14 protein-coding genes and 2 pseudogenes are annotated in these 12,937 nt (G+C 69.8%); 11 read left to right on the top strand and 5 right to left on the bottom strand.

Translation table 11 applies throughout. The features are described 5' to 3' along the window. Nucleotides 1-31 precede the first annotated feature (31 nt). Nucleotides 32-394: a hypothetical protein gene (locus QIS96_RS08390; protein WP_282541782.1), complete on the top strand. Its 363-nt coding sequence runs from the start codon at nt 32-34 to the stop codon at nt 392-394. A gap of 177 nt (nt 395-571) precedes the next feature. On the opposite strand, the gene QIS96_RS08385 is transcribed toward QIS96_RS08390, so the two are convergent. Further along, nucleotides 572-1,087 (bottom strand): GNAT family N-acetyltransferase, encoded by a 516-nt coding sequence (locus tag QIS96_RS08385; RefSeq protein WP_282541781.1) that lies wholly within the window; start codon nt 1,085-1,087, stop codon nt 572-574. A gap of 202 nt (nt 1,088-1,289) precedes the next feature. Between QIS96_RS08385 and QIS96_RS37815 the strand changes: the two are divergent. Beyond that, a pseudogene (locus tag QIS96_RS37815) lies at nt 1,290-1,492 on the top strand (hypothetical protein); the annotation flags it as partial. 240 nt (nt 1,493-1,732) lie between these two features. Continuing rightward, complete coding sequence (locus tag QIS96_RS08380) at nt 1,733-2,098, top strand: nuclear transport factor 2 family protein (RefSeq protein WP_282541780.1); 366 nt, start codon at nt 1,733-1,735, stop codon at nt 2,096-2,098. A gap of 57 nt (nt 2,099-2,155) precedes the next feature. On the opposite strand, the pseudogene QIS96_RS08375 reads toward QIS96_RS08380, so the two are convergent. Then, nucleotides 2,156-2,275 (bottom strand): annotated as a pseudogene (locus QIS96_RS08375) (IS21-like element helper ATPase IstB); the annotation flags it as partial. 99 nt (nt 2,276-2,374) lie between these two features. Here QIS96_RS08375 and QIS96_RS37670 point away from each other — a divergent pair. Beyond that, on the top strand, nt 2,375-2,611 hold the full coding sequence (locus QIS96_RS37670; RefSeq protein ID WP_349017374.1) for a tyrosine-type recombinase/integrase: 237 nt from the start codon (nt 2,375-2,377) through the stop codon (nt 2,609-2,611). Between the two features lie 188 nt (nt 2,612-2,799). Next, nucleotides 2,800-3,558 (top strand): TetR/AcrR family transcriptional regulator, encoded by a 759-nt coding sequence (locus QIS96_RS08365; protein WP_282541779.1) that lies wholly within the window; start codon nt 2,800-2,802, stop codon nt 3,556-3,558. Here the strand turns inward: QIS96_RS08365 and QIS96_RS08360 are convergent. After that, nucleotides 3,546-5,045 carry an LVIVD repeat-containing protein gene (locus tag QIS96_RS08360; RefSeq protein WP_282541818.1) on the bottom strand — a complete coding sequence of 500 codons (1,500 nt, stop codon included), beginning with the start codon at nt 5,043-5,045 and terminating at the stop codon, nt 3,546-3,548. The two genes, QIS96_RS08365 and QIS96_RS08360, sit on opposite strands and share 13 nt — an antisense overlap. 289 nt (nt 5,046-5,334) lie before the next feature. Here QIS96_RS08360 and QIS96_RS08355 point away from each other — a divergent pair, with 289 nt between their 5' ends. Beyond that, nucleotides 5,335-6,093 carry a DUF305 domain-containing protein gene (locus QIS96_RS08355; RefSeq protein WP_408907143.1) on the top strand — a complete coding sequence of 253 codons (759 nt, stop codon included), beginning with the start codon at nt 5,335-5,337 and terminating at the stop codon, nt 6,091-6,093. A 105-nt stretch (nt 6,094-6,198) separates the two neighbouring features. Next, nucleotides 6,199-7,668, top strand: coding sequence for a ferredoxin--NADP reductase domain-containing protein (locus QIS96_RS08350; RefSeq protein WP_282541777.1), 1,470 nt, complete (start codon nt 6,199-6,201; stop codon nt 7,666-7,668). 18 nt (nt 7,669-7,686) lie between these two features. Here the strand turns inward: QIS96_RS08350 and QIS96_RS08345 are convergent, their stop codons facing one another. Beyond that, nucleotides 7,687-8,049, bottom strand: coding sequence for an ArsR/SmtB family transcription factor (locus tag QIS96_RS08345; protein ID WP_282541776.1), 363 nt, complete (start codon nt 8,047-8,049; stop codon nt 7,687-7,689). A 161-nt stretch (nt 8,050-8,210) separates the two neighbouring features. Between QIS96_RS08345 and QIS96_RS08340 the strand changes: the two genes are divergently transcribed. Further along, nucleotides 8,211-9,293, top strand: coding sequence for an NADH:flavin oxidoreductase/NADH oxidase (locus QIS96_RS08340; RefSeq protein WP_282541775.1), 1,083 nt, complete (start codon nt 8,211-8,213; stop codon nt 9,291-9,293). Between the two features lie 288 nt (nt 9,294-9,581). Continuing rightward, a complete protein-coding gene (locus QIS96_RS08335; RefSeq protein WP_282541774.1) occupies nt 9,582-10,010 on the top strand; it encodes a nuclear transport factor 2 family protein in 429 nt (142 codons plus the stop codon). Between the two features lie 106 nt (nt 10,011-10,116). Here QIS96_RS08335 and aroQ read toward each other — a convergent pair whose 3' ends face one another. Then, on the bottom strand, nt 10,117-10,578 hold the full coding sequence (aroQ, locus tag QIS96_RS08330) for a type II 3-dehydroquinate dehydratase (RefSeq protein ID WP_282541773.1): 462 nt from the start codon (nt 10,576-10,578) through the stop codon (nt 10,117-10,119). Between the two features lie 63 nt (nt 10,579-10,641). Here aroQ and mmuM point away from each other — a divergent pair, with 63 nt between their 5' ends. Further along, nucleotides 10,642-11,607, top strand: a complete 966-nt coding sequence (gene mmuM, locus QIS96_RS08325) for a homocysteine S-methyltransferase (protein ID WP_282541772.1) — start codon at nt 10,642-10,644, stop codon at nt 11,605-11,607. Nucleotides 11,608-11,737: 130 nt separating this feature from the next. Further along, entirely contained in the window at nt 11,738-12,823 is a 1,086-nt protein-coding gene (locus tag QIS96_RS08320) for a WD40/YVTN/BNR-like repeat-containing protein (RefSeq protein WP_282541771.1), read from the top strand. Nucleotides 12,824-12,937: the final 114 nt, after the last annotated feature.

The raw sequence follows: 12,937 nt of genomic DNA, 5'->3' as shown, positions 1-12,937 counted from the left end.
AAACCGACCTCGCTCGCAGAGGAGGTCCACCATGCCGACCACACCACCCTCTCCGCAGCCCGGCCGGGACCCACGCCCCGAGGGCCGACAGGGACCGGACGCCGAAGGCTTCAGGGAGAAACCCCGCAAGCGCCGCCGAGTGTTCCTCTGGGTGTTCCTTGCGATCCAGCTGCTCTTCCTGGTGTGGGTGATCACCGGTGCCGCGTCCGCGGGCGGCACTCCCGAGGACTGTGGATCCTTGGACACGACCACCTGCAACGAGGCGGAGAACTTCGGCACCGCTCTCGGAGTCGGACTGATCATCGCCCTCTGGGCCGCCGCGGACGTCATCCTCGGCATCACGTACGCCGTCTACCGACTCAGCCGGAGAAACAGAAGACCGACCAGAGTCTGAAACCTTGCCCCCGGCGGGCGGGCCGAGGGAGAGCGGCCTGAGGCACGACCTCACGTACTCCCGCCACGCACCGCCTGCACACCTTCACGCACAGTCGCGGCGGGCCGCGAAACGCACCTCAAGACCGCCGCATTTCGGACGATCCCCCGCAAAAAAACTGATTCTGCCCGGCTGTGTTCAGTCACGCGCGTCCACGAACCCCATCGTCCGGTTCATATTGATGGCGCTTTTGTTTAGCGGGTGATGGATCGTGCGAACCTTGCTCGCGCCGCACTGGCGGACAAACGCCATCCCGATCGTCTTCATCGCGATCGAGATGCCCCGACCCCGGTGAGTTGACCTCACCCCGGTCATCTCGTTGAACACGAATTTCTCGTGCTTTGACGATGCCGCCATCCCAACCCACGTTTCTCCATCCAACGCGATCACGACGCCGCGCGGATCGTAAGAAGACGCCGCGAAGCGACGTTCGGCGTACTCCTCATATGAGAAGAACTCGCCACGTTCAGGGATGTCGGCCGAACACTCCTTGTTGAGTTCGTAGAGCGCGAGCCGCTGCTCCTGCGTGTCTCCCATCTCCGCAAGGGTCGTGAAACGGATGCCTTGGGCTCGGCATCTGGTCACGTACGGCTCGAAGCGCGATGCATTGAACCCTGCGACATCCAGTTCGAGTTTCACCCACTGGTCGGCCATGCTGTCCCCTCCGCTGAGCTTGCGCGACTGCGTCCTGCCGCCTGTGCCAGGGCGGCGGAAGGAATCATGGCAGCAGCGTCAGGGTGAGCCCAGGGCGCGTGTCCCACCACCAGGATGCTGCCGCACGCAGGGTTTCCCGTTCCGGAAAACGCCGCCTCTTGCCCCCTCGTGGTCACCCCCGGGATGATCAGACGCGGACCAACTGCGCCCGCGGAAGGGGACGTTCGCGAAGGTGACGACGCTCGCAACGACATGCGGCAAGTCGGACTGCCCCACGATCTACCAGACGGACCGGGGAACGATCCTCGTACAGGGCGAGACTCCGAAGGATCACAGAACATTCCCGCCCACGAAACCCTCGTAGGGATCCCCGTCGAGCTGATCAAGCAAGACGCTCGCCAGAACGCGGCCGGGCGTGCTGCTGAAGGCATCGTGCGGGACCAACTTGGCGTCCTCAACGCCGGCCACGAAGGTGGGGCTGGCTCTGTTCACAACAACGGGCAGCACTTCAACACCGGCTTGGGAGGCATCGGTTGCTGTGAACGAATCGGAATGTTCACGAGTTATGACGGCGTGGCCTGGCTGTCGGGGCAGCAGATCAACAATTCACTGTGCTCCGCGAAGCGGCGTCAGTAGGGTTCGGGCATGACGGATGAGAACGAGCGGGCCGTGCAAGCAGCTATCGACGGGGAGATGCGGCTACTCGATCCCGAGGTGCGCGCTTCCTCGTCCCGTGTTCTGGAGCTTCTGGACCCGGAGTTCACCGAGATCGGGGCTTCTGGACGCTGGTGGAACATGGACTCGGTCCTATCCGTGACTGGTGATGGGTCAGTGACTCCGGAGTCTCCGGTCAAGGTCAGCGAGATGACCGGGGTCGTCCTTGCTCCGGGGCTCGTCCATCTGACGTTTTTCACCGACCACAAGGGCCGTCGGGCTCGGAGGAGCTCGTTGTGGCGCCTGACGGAAACGGGCTGGCGGATGTACTTCCATCAGGGCACTCTGACCGACTGATCAAACGGGATCGCCGCTCGTGAGTGCGGGCAGGCTGCAGGGAAGAATCGGCGGCTGTCAGGCCTCGGCAGGGCTCTGAGTCTTCGCCCGTGCCGATGCAAGGCGGTAGGAGTCGGCGCCGGTCTCGATGATCGTGCCGTTGAAGGTGAGCCGGTCAACGATGGCCGCGCAGAGCCGTGACGACAGTGGCTCCTCAAGCAAGGGGAGTTGGGGCCCTCTCAAGACTGAGTCGAGCCTCCGGACCGCGTTTCTCGCTGCTGTCGTCTCAGATGCTCTGTGTCCCCTTGTGGAAGCTGCGGAGCCTGGCGGGCTGATCTTCCCCATGGGGCGTGCGGCCGAGTACCTGTGGAGCAAGACCACCAAAGCGGCGGGAGTAAGCGCTCGGTCCATGATCTTCGGCATTACTTCGCGAGCGTTCTGATCAGGAACGGTGCCGACGTGAAGACCGTGCAGAACCTCTTGGGTCACACCGACGCGTCCTGTGATTCAGGGGGCGTTTTCAACCGATCATGAACCGCCTGTGAACCCACACCCGTAGATCACCACAAAGGTGCAGGTCAAAAGAACAGACCGCCGCATTTCGGACGATCCCCCGCGTCGCCCGAAATGCGAACGGCCTGGCCGGACGGGGTCCCGTGGGGCTCCGAGCGACACGCGTTGAGTATAGTTGGCTGCGAGCCAGTCAACGCAGGAGTTACAGGATGTCTCCGCGAAGCGCAGCGGTCAACGAAGAATTGCGGCGCCGTTCCCGCGAGCGGCTGCTCGACGCGACGGTGACGCTGGTCGGCGAGCGCGGCTACGAGGCGACGACGCTCGGTGACATCGCGGACCTCGCCGGCTCAGCGCGCGGCCTGATCTCGTACTACTTCCCCGGGAAGCGCGAGCTCCTACAGTCCGCCGTGCACCGCCTGATGCATCTCACGCTCGAAGCCGCCCTGGAGCGCGAGCCGCGTACCGACGACGGGCGCGAGCGCCTCGCGCGGGCCATCGACGCGATCCTCGGCCTCGCACAGGAGCGGCCGGTCCTGATGCGGACGCACATGGCGAGCATCCTGCAGGCCGAGAGCTTCGTGCAGTGCGCCGAGCAGCAGCGGCTCGCGGAGCTCCTGAGGGACACGGTGCGGCGGTACGGGGCGGAGGACGTCGACGTCGAATACCCGCTGCTGCGCGCCCTGTTGATGGGCGCCGTGGTCGCGGTGCTGCTGCCGGGCGCGCCGATGCCCGCGAGCACCCTGCGCGCCGAGCTGTTCCAGCGGTACGGGCTCGACTGGGAGTCCGGGTTCCCGCCGGGCGAGAAGCCGCTCGGCAGCCCCAGGTCGACGCTCGCCCCGGCAAGCGGCACGAAGCCGCTCACCGGGGCGACGGGCGAGCCGGCGATCGTGCCGCAGCCCACCAAAAACCGTCGGCCGAACCAACCGAATCGGTCGAACCAGCCGAACCAGACTGATCAGTCGAAGTAGTCCGGCTGCGTCTGCACGTTGAGCTCACGCATCCGGACGTCCCCGGCCGGGTCCGTACGACTGTCGTCGATCTTCAGGACGTCGAAGCCCTTGGCCATGTCGTTCGAGTAGATGTGACCGTTGTAGTAGTACGCCGACCACGAGCCGCCGGTCCTGATGGCGTCCGTGGAGAGCGGGCCGCGCTCGAAGTAGGCGATCTCCTTCGGCTCGGTCGAGTCCGTGAAGTCCCAGACGGAGACGCCGCCCTGGTACCAGGCCTGGACCATCAGGTCCTTGCCCTTGACCGGGATCAGCGAGCCGTTGTGAGCCACGCAGTTCTCGGTGTCCGCCTGGTGGCGCGGAATCTTGAAGTAGCTCTTGAAGACCAGCTTGCGGCTGTCGCCCTTGCCCTTGATCTCGTAGATGCCGTCGGCGCCGCGGTTCGGCCCGATGGCCTCGTTGCAGGTGGCCGCGCCGCCGCCGCCGAGCTCGTCGGTGAAGACAACCTTGTCCGCCTTCTGGTTGAAGGTCGCCGAGTGCCAGAACGCGAAGTTCACGTTGTCCTGCACCTGGTCGATGACCTTCGGCTGCTCCGGGTCCCCGATGTCGAAGAGGATGCCGTCGCCCATGCAGGCGCCCGCCGCGAGGTCCTTGGAGGGCAGCACGGTGATGTCGTGGCAGCCCGTGGTCTTCGAGACGCCCGGGTTGGTGGGCCCGCCCGGGTTGCCGCCGCCGTCCGGCCCGTCACCGGGGAAGAGGACGGGGAAGCCGACGACCGCCGCCTTCTCGGGTGCGTCGCGCGGCACCTTGATGACGGAGATCCCGTCGTGCGGCGGCTGGCAGTCCGGGAACGTGGCGCTCGGCGAGTACGAGGAGACGTACACGTAGACGTTGTCGCGCTTGGGCAGCAGGGTGTGGGTGTGCGAGCCGCAGGCGGTCTCGACGGCGGCGACGTACTTGGGGTTCGCCTTGTCGCTGATGTCGAAGACCTTCATGCCCTCCCACGAGGACTTCTCCGTCGCCGGCTGCGTCGTGCTGTTGCAACTGCTGTCGCTGCGCGAGGAGTCGGTGGACAGGAACAGCAGGTTCCCGGAGACCGACACGTCGTTCTGCGAGCCCGGACAGAGCACCTGGGCGACGGTCTTCGGCGCCTTCGGGTCGCTGATGTCGAAGACGCGGAAGCCGTCGTAGTTGCCTGCGAACGCGTACTCGCCCTGGAACGCCAGGTCCGAGTTGGTGCCCGGCAGCGCGTCCTTCGGGGTGTTTCCGAGATGTTCGATGTTGTCGGAGTGGACGATCTCGTCCGGCGCGGGTATCTCGCCCTTCTCGATCGCCTTCTCGGCCTCGGCCTGCTCGCTCTTCGAGACCTCGCGCTTGGTGGGCGCGTCGCCCGGGTCGGGTGTCGCCACGGCAGGGCCTGCCGTCAGGAGTGCTGCGGCGAGCCCGGCGGCCGCGGCGAAGACGCCCAGGCGTCTGCGTCGCGCTCGGGGTTCGGTCAACAGGGTCACTGCTTGTCCTCCCTTGTAGCCGTTCAGAGTTGAACGGTTCACGGACACCGGCAGTATCGTGCTCGCCATGCTCATATCAACAGATGGCAACAGACTTGTCATGGAACTTTCTGATCACCGCCGTAGGGACTCGTGCTAGGACAGTCCGGACCGACACCCCTTCCCCAACGGCCCCCGCACCCCCGCACACCTCGTCCGCATCACCTCGTCTCCCCCCGTCTCCTCTCGTCTCCTCTCGTCTCACCTCCTCTCATCTCGTACGCCAACACGTGTGCCACTGGAGGCAGTTGTGCCGAACCGCCGCAGATCGAAGCGCTCCCACGTGCTCACCGCCGCAGCCGCGGCACTCCTCATCGGGGTCGCCCTGACGGGATGTGACTCGTCGTCAGCGGACGACCGGGCCGGCGCCGGGGGCGCGGGCAAGGACGGCCCGTCCGTGATCGCTCCGGGCAAGCCCGGCGAGGAGAACAAGCGGCTCTCGCCCGAGGAAGCCGCCGCGAAGAGCGACGACGACACCCCCAATTCGGCGGACTTCGCCTACGCCGAGATGATGATCGAGCACCACGCGCAGGCCCTCGTCATGACCGAACTAGCCCCGAAACGCGCCGAGTCGGCGAAGGTGAAGGGTCTGGCCGAGCGCATCGAGGCCGCCCAGGGCCCGGAGATCGACGCCATGAAGGGCTGGCTGAAGACGCACGACGCGGACAAGCGGGACGATCAGGGCGGCGCCGAGGAAGGCGGCCAGGACGGGGGCCAGGGCGGGGATTCCCACCACGACGGCCACGGCGACGGGCACGGCGACGGGCACGGCGACGGCGCGCCGATGCCCGGCATGGCGACAGAGGCGCAGCTCAAGACGTTGCGGGCGGCCGAGGGCGCGGCGTTCGACGAGCTGTTCCTGAAGCTGATGATCACGCACCACGCAGGCGCCGTGACGATGGCCACCGACCTCCTCGCCGAGGGCAACAACATCCAGATCGAGGAGATGGCCAACGACACGGTGGCCCAACAGAGCGCCGAGATCCACCGGATGCGCGGCATGTCCTGAGCGGATCCGGGTCGTCCCGAGCCGGCCCGCGCGTGCACCTCCCCTCGCGCGGGTCGCGGTGCGATGCTGGAAGCACCCCGGGCACACCCTCGGAAGGAGCCCGTCGTGCTGCATGTGGCCGTCGTCGGATCGGGACCGAGCGGGGTCTACACCGCCCAGACCCTGGTGGCGCACGCTCGGCCCCCAGGGGGCGGGCCGCCGGACGACGGGCCCTGGGTCGAGGGCGTCCGCGTCGACGTCCTCGACCGGCTGCCCTGCCCGTACGGCCTGGTCAGATACGGTGTCGCGCCGGACCACGAGAAGATCAAATCGCTGCAGAACAACCTGCGGACCGTCCTCGACGACCCGCACGTGCGCTTCCTCGGCGGCGTCGAGGTCGGCCCCGGCGGCATCTCCCCCGGGCAGCTCCTGGAGCTGTACGACGCGGTGGTGTACTGCGTGGGCGCCGCCACCGACCGGCATCTGGGCATCCCCGGCGAGGACCTGCCGGGCAGCTGCTCGGCCACCGAGTTCGTGTCCTGGTACAGCGCCCACCCGGACGCCGCCGAGAACGGCGCCGCACACCACGCGCGCCTGGGCCGCCCCCACCCTCCCGCCTTCGTACGCGACGCTCCTTCGCTCGTACGTGAAGTGCGCTCGGCCGTGGTGATCGGCGTGGGCAACGTCGCCGTGGACGTGACCCGCATCCTCGCCCGGGGCGCGGAGGAGCTCCGGCCCACCGACATGCCGCAGGGCGCCCTGGACGCGCTGGCCGGGAGTGCCGTGCGGGATGTGCACATGGTGGGCCGGCGCGGACCGTCGCAGGCCAAGTTCACGACGAAGGAGCTGCGCGAGCTCGGCACGCTCGCGAACGCCCAAGTCGTCGTCGACCCGGCCGAGTTGGCGCTCGACCCGGCTTGTGCCGACCCTTCCGCGCTGCCCGCCGCGAACCGGCGCAACGTGGAGGTGCTCAAGGCCTGGGCGGCGTCCTCCGCCGAGCTCGGGCAGGCGCGCGCCGCCCGCCGGATCCACCTGCGGTTCTTCCTGCGCCCCGTCGAACTGCTCGCAGCGGCGGGCCGGGTGGGCGCGGTGCGCTTCGAGCGGACCGTTCCCGACGGGACGGGCGGGGTGCGGGGCACAGGTCAAGTCGAGGACATCCAGGCGGAGTTGGTGCTGCGCTCGGTCGGCTACCGAGGCGTTCCGCTCGAGGGGCTGCCGTTCGACCCGGCCTCGGGCACGGTGCCGAACGACGCCGGCCGAGTGCTGCGCGCGGGCCGCGTCTCCCCCGGCGAGTACGTGGCGGGCTGGATCAAACGCGGCCCCACCGGCGTGATCGGCACCAACCGTCCCTGCGCGAAGGAGACGGTCAACTCCCTTCTGGAGGACGCCACTTCCCGGCCTCGCCCCGCCCACGAACACGACCGGGATCCCCTCGCCGCGTTGCGCTCCCTCGGCTTCCACCCGGTCGAGTGGACCGGATGGGAGTCCATCGAACATGCGGAGGCCGCCCTCGGCGCATCGCTGGGCCGCGGCTCGGTGAAGATCGCGGACTGGGACGGCCTCTTCGCCGCGGCACGTGGGAACACGCCGAGCTGACGGCACCTGCCCCGGCCGTCAGGCCCCGCCCAGCCGCCCCGCCTGCCGGGCCGCCGCGCCGAGGACGCTGTCGAGGAGGCCGGGGAAGAGCGCGTCCAGGTCGTCGCGGCGCAGGCCGCTCATCTTGGCCGTGCCACGGTAGCTCTGCCGGATCACACCGCTCTCGCGCAGCACCCGGAAGTGGTGGGTGGTGGTCGACTTGGTGACCGGCAGCTCGAAGTACGAACAGGCCAGTTCGTCCTCGGCGGCGGCCAGTTCGGTGACGATGCGCAGCCGCATCGGGTCGGAGAGCGCGTGCAGGACGCCTTCGAGGCGGATCTCATCGAGCTCGGGGTGCTCCAGGGTGCGGCTGCTGCCCGTGCTCTTCGTCGCGGGTGTCACTGCGGCTCCACTTCATCGGCTTGATCGGCCCGGCGTTCCCGAAGCCATTGTACGAGAACCCTCGTAGTTTGACAGCTCTCGTACTACGGTGGGTATCGTACTAACCGAACCGGCGCCGCCTCCGCTGCGCCGGGCAACGCCTTCCGCGAATGGAGTCCGCTGTGAGTGCCCTGTTCGAGCCGTACACCCTCCGGTCCGTCACCGTCCCGAACCGTGTGTGGATGGCCCCCATGTGCCAGTACTCGGCGGAGGCCTTCGGCCCGAACGCCGGCGTGGCGGGCGACTGGCACTTCGCGCACTACGGCGCCCGCGCCACCGGCGGCACCGGACTCATCCTCGTCGAGGCCACCGCCGTCAGCCCGGAGGGCCGGATCAGCCCGTACGACCTGGGCCTCTGGAACGACACCCAGACCGAGGCGCTGCGCCGGATCACCGACTTCCTCAAGGCGCGCGGCTCCGTGCCCGGCATCCAGATCGCGCACGCCGGCCGCAAGGCCTCCACGGACCGCCCGTGGGTGAACCGCGGCGGCCCGGTCGGCCCCGACGAGCACGGCTGGCAGCCGCTCGGCCCGAGCCCGGTGCCCTTCCGCGACGACCACCCCGTCCCGACGGAGCTGACGGTCGACCAGATCCAGGAGATCGTGGGCCAGTTCGCCGACGCGGCCCGGCGTGCGCTCGCCGCGGGCTTCGAGGTCGTCGAGGTGCACGGCGCGCACGGCTACCTGATCCACGAGTTCCTCTCCCCGCACTCCAACAAGCGCACCGACGCCTACGGCGGCTCGTACGAGAACCGCACCCGCTTCGCCCTCGAAGTCGTCGACGCCGTACGGGCGGTGTGGCCCGAGGACAAGCCGCTGTTCTTCCGTATCTCGGCCACCGACTGGCTGGACGAGGGCGGCTGGACGGCCGACGACACCGTGCGGTTCGCCCGGGAGCTGAAGGAGCACGGCGTCGACCTGCTCGACGTGTCCTCCGGCGCCAACGTGTCCGACGTCAAGATCCCCGTCGGCCCCGGCTACCAGGTGCCCTTCGCCGCCCGCGTCAAGAACGAGACGCACCTCCCGGTCGCCGCGGTCGGCCTGATCACCGAGCCGCAGCAGGCCGAGAAGGTCCTCGCCAACGGCGAGGCGGACGCGGTGCTCCTCGGCCGCGAGCTGCTGCGCAACCCGTCCTGGGCCCTGCACGCGGCCCGCGAGCTCGACGCCGACATCCACATCCCGAACCAGTACGTCTGGGCGATCTGACGGGCCAACCGCACGACCGCACATGAGCGAGGCGATCGGCGTACGCCGTGAGTGCCCCGGCCGGGCCCGGCCGACACTCCGGAGTGCGTCGATCGCCTTCGCGTACCGCATGTCACGCTCCGCACAAGGGAGTTGACGCCTCCCCGGCCGGGCGAGCCGCGGGCGACCGGCGGCCCCCGCCGCGCCCCGCCGCACGCGACGCGCGGGCCCGTCCGGGTGGTTCAGGTGCAGCCCGCACATTCCCGCGCGCCCTCCCACAGGCCGCGACGGACCCGTACGATCGGCGCAATGGACGACATCTTTCCCGCTGAGGCTCTGATCGGCGCCGAACGGCGGCTGGCCGCCGCCGTCCTGGCGCTCGATGTGGACGCCCTCGACCGGATGCTGCACCCGCAATTCGTCTCCGTCCGCCCGGACGGCCGCAGCCTGGACCGCAGCGAGGAAATAAGGGAACTCACCACGGGACGCCTGGTCGTGACCGAGCTCGCCCCCGAGGAGACCCTCGCGACCGTCAACGGCCGCGCCGGCATCACCCGCCGCACCCTGACCGCCGCTGGCGAGTGGCTCGGCACCCCCTTCCACGCGCGCGTGCTGTGCACCCGCACATGGGTCCAAGTCCCCGGCGGCTGGCTGGTGTTGCTCTCGCGCGTGGGCCCCGCCCCCGACGAGCCGGAACTCGACCCGAAGTGCGGAGTCCGGCTCACGGCGAGGTGCTGAGCCTCCCCCTCCCCTTCCTCCGCCGATGCCGAGAGGCGCGCCCGCCGGGTCCGTGTGGACCGGGCGGGCGCGCCTCTCTTCGTCTACGGCCTCAGGCGACTGCGCCTCAGGCGGCAGCGGCCTTCGCGAGGCGGTCCAGGCCCTCGATCGCCAGGCGGTACCCCTCCGTGCCGAAGCCGACGACGATGCCCGCGGCGGCCGGCGAGAGGTACGAGTGGTTCCGGAACGGCTCGCGCGCGTGCACGTTGGAGATGTGCACCTCGATGGCGCGCAGTCCGACGCCCTTGATCGCGTCGTGCAGCGCGACGGACGTGTGCGTGTACGCGCCGGCGTTGATCACCGCCCCGATCAGCCGCCCCTCGGCCTGCTCCCGGCCCGCCTCATGGATCCAGTCGATCAACGCGCCCTCGTGGTTGGACTGCCGGCAGTCCGCGGTCAGGCCGAGCTCCGCCGCGGTCTCCTCGCACAGGGCCTCGACGTCCCTCAGGGTCTGCGCCCCGTAGATGCCGGGCTCACGGGTGCCGAGCAGGTTGAGATTGGGGCCGTTCAGGATCAGTACCTTTGCCATGGCCACAGCGTACGGCGGGGTCCGCGAGGGTCCGGCGGTGGGAGAACGCGTTAGCTTCGACGCATGGGACATACGGCGAAGGCGACGGAAGCACCGCGCGAGCGACCCTCACTGCCCGAGGCGGTCGCGGCGGGGCCGGTGGTCCTGGACGGCGGGATGTCGAACCAACTGGAGTCCGCCGGGCACGACCTGAGCGACGCCCTCTGGTCCGCGCGGCTGCTCGCGGACCGCCCGGAGGCCGTCACCGAGGCCCACCTCGCGTACTACGAGGCCGGCGCGAGCGTCGCCATCACGGCCAGCTATCAGGCGACGTACGAGGGGTTCGCCCGGTACGGCTTCGACGCCGCACGCACGAGCGAACTGCTGCACCTGAGTGTGCAGTCGGCGCGCGAAGCCGCCGCGCGCGCCCGCTCTGCCGGAGTGCGCCGCCCGCTGTGGGTGGCCGCCTCCGCGGGGCCGTACGGGGCGATGCTCGCGGACGGCTCGGAGTACCGCGGGCGGTACGGGCTCTCGGTCGACGCCCTCGAACGCTTCCACCGCCCCCGCCTGGAGACCCTCGCCGCGGCCGGTCCTGACGTCCTCGCCCTGGAGACCGTGCCGGACACGGACGAGGCGGCGGCGCTGCTGCGCGCGGTGCGCGGCCTGGGCGTGCCCGCCTGGCTGTCGTACAGCGTGGCGGGGGCCCGGACGCGGGCGGGGCAGCCGCTGGAGGAGGCCTTCGCACTGGTCGCGGAGAGCGACGAGGTCTTCGCGGTCGGCGTCAACTGCTGCAGCCCGCAGGACGCCGACGTGGCCGTGCCGATCGCCGCGCGGGTGACCGGCAAGCCCGTCGTGGTCTACCCCAACAGCGGCGAGCACTGGGACGCCACGGCCCGCGGCTGGCGCGGCCCGGCCACGTTCTCGGCCGAGCGCGTACGGGGCTGGGTAGACGCGGGCGCGCGCCTGGTGGGCGGCTGCTGCCGGGTGGGGCCCGGGGAGATCGCCTCGATCGGCTCGCTCGTGGCGGGGCGCGACGACGCCTCGGCGTAGCGGCCCGTCGGCGTGAAATGCCGGATCGTCACAGGTCCGGGGCGGTTTCCGGGCCGTTGTCAGTGGCCGGGTGCAGACTGAGGCATGTCGTGACAACGAGGTCAACCGACATGTACCGGAGGTGGTCGGCATGCCGACCGATGTTCTGCTCGCCGTAGGCACGCGCAAGGGGCTCTTCCTCGGACGGAGGCGAGGTGTCGCCTGGGAGTTCGACGGACCGCACTTCAACGCGCAGGCCGTGTACTCCGTCGCGATCGACACCCGCGGCGACACCCCCCGTCTCCTGGCCGGCGGGGACAGTGCGCACTGGGGACCGTCGGTCTTCCACTCCGACGACCTGGGCGCCACCTGGACCGAACCCACCAAGGCACCCGTCAAGTTCCCCAAGGACACCGGGGCTTCGCTCGAGCGCGTCTGGCAACTGCACCCCTCGGCGGCCGAGCCCGACGTGGTGTACGCGGGCACGGAACCCGCCGCCCTGTACCGCTCGGAGGACCGCGGCGAGAGCTTCGAGCTCGTACGGCCGCTGTGGGAGCACCCGACGCGCAAGCAGTGGGTGCCGGGTGGTGGCGGTGAGGGCCTGCACACGATCCTGACCGACGCGAGAGACCCGAGGGCGATCACGGTGGCCGTCTCCACGGCCGGCGTGTTCCGCACCGAGGACGGCGGCGCGAGCTGGGCGCCCTCCAACTCCGGGGTGTCGGCGGTGTTCCTGCCCGATCCCGACCCCGAGTTCGGCCAGTGCGTGCACAAGGTCGCGAGGGACGCCGCCGAGCCGGACCGGCTGTATCTCCAGAACCACTGGGGGGTGTTCCGGAGCGACGACGGCGGCGCGCGCTGGACCGACATCGGCGGGGGCCTGCCCTCCGACTTCGGCTTCGCCGTCGCCGCCCACCCGCACCGCGCGGACACGGCGTACGTCTTCCCGATCAACGCCGACATCGACCGCGTCCCCGCCGAGCACCGCTGCCGGGTCTTCCGCACGCAGGACGCCGGCAAGACCTGGGAGCCCCTCGCCGAAGGCCTCCCGGAGACCGACCACTACGGCACGGTGCTGCGGGACGCCCTCTGCACGGACGACGCGGACCCGGCGGGCGTCTACTTCGGCAACCGCAACGGCGAGCTGTACGCGAGCGCGGACGACGGCGAGAGCTGGCAACGACTCGCCTCCCACCTGCCGGACGTGCTGTGCGTACGGGCGGCGGTGATCGACTGACAGGCCCTCCGGCCAGGCAGGGAGAACGAGGGTACGGGCTCGGGCTCGGGCACGGGGCGTGCGGCGGTTCGGGGAGTGACTCCCGGAACAGCCGCGTGCGCTCGGGCTGGGGGT

The organism is Streptomyces cavernicola (genome assembly GCF_029968035.1).
In the GTDB taxonomy this organism is placed as follows: domain Bacteria; phylum Actinomycetota; class Actinomycetes; order Streptomycetales; family Streptomycetaceae; genus Streptomyces; species Streptomyces cavernicola.
Note: the sequence above shows the minus strand (reverse complement) of the source record. Positions and strands in the feature narration are given on the sequence as shown.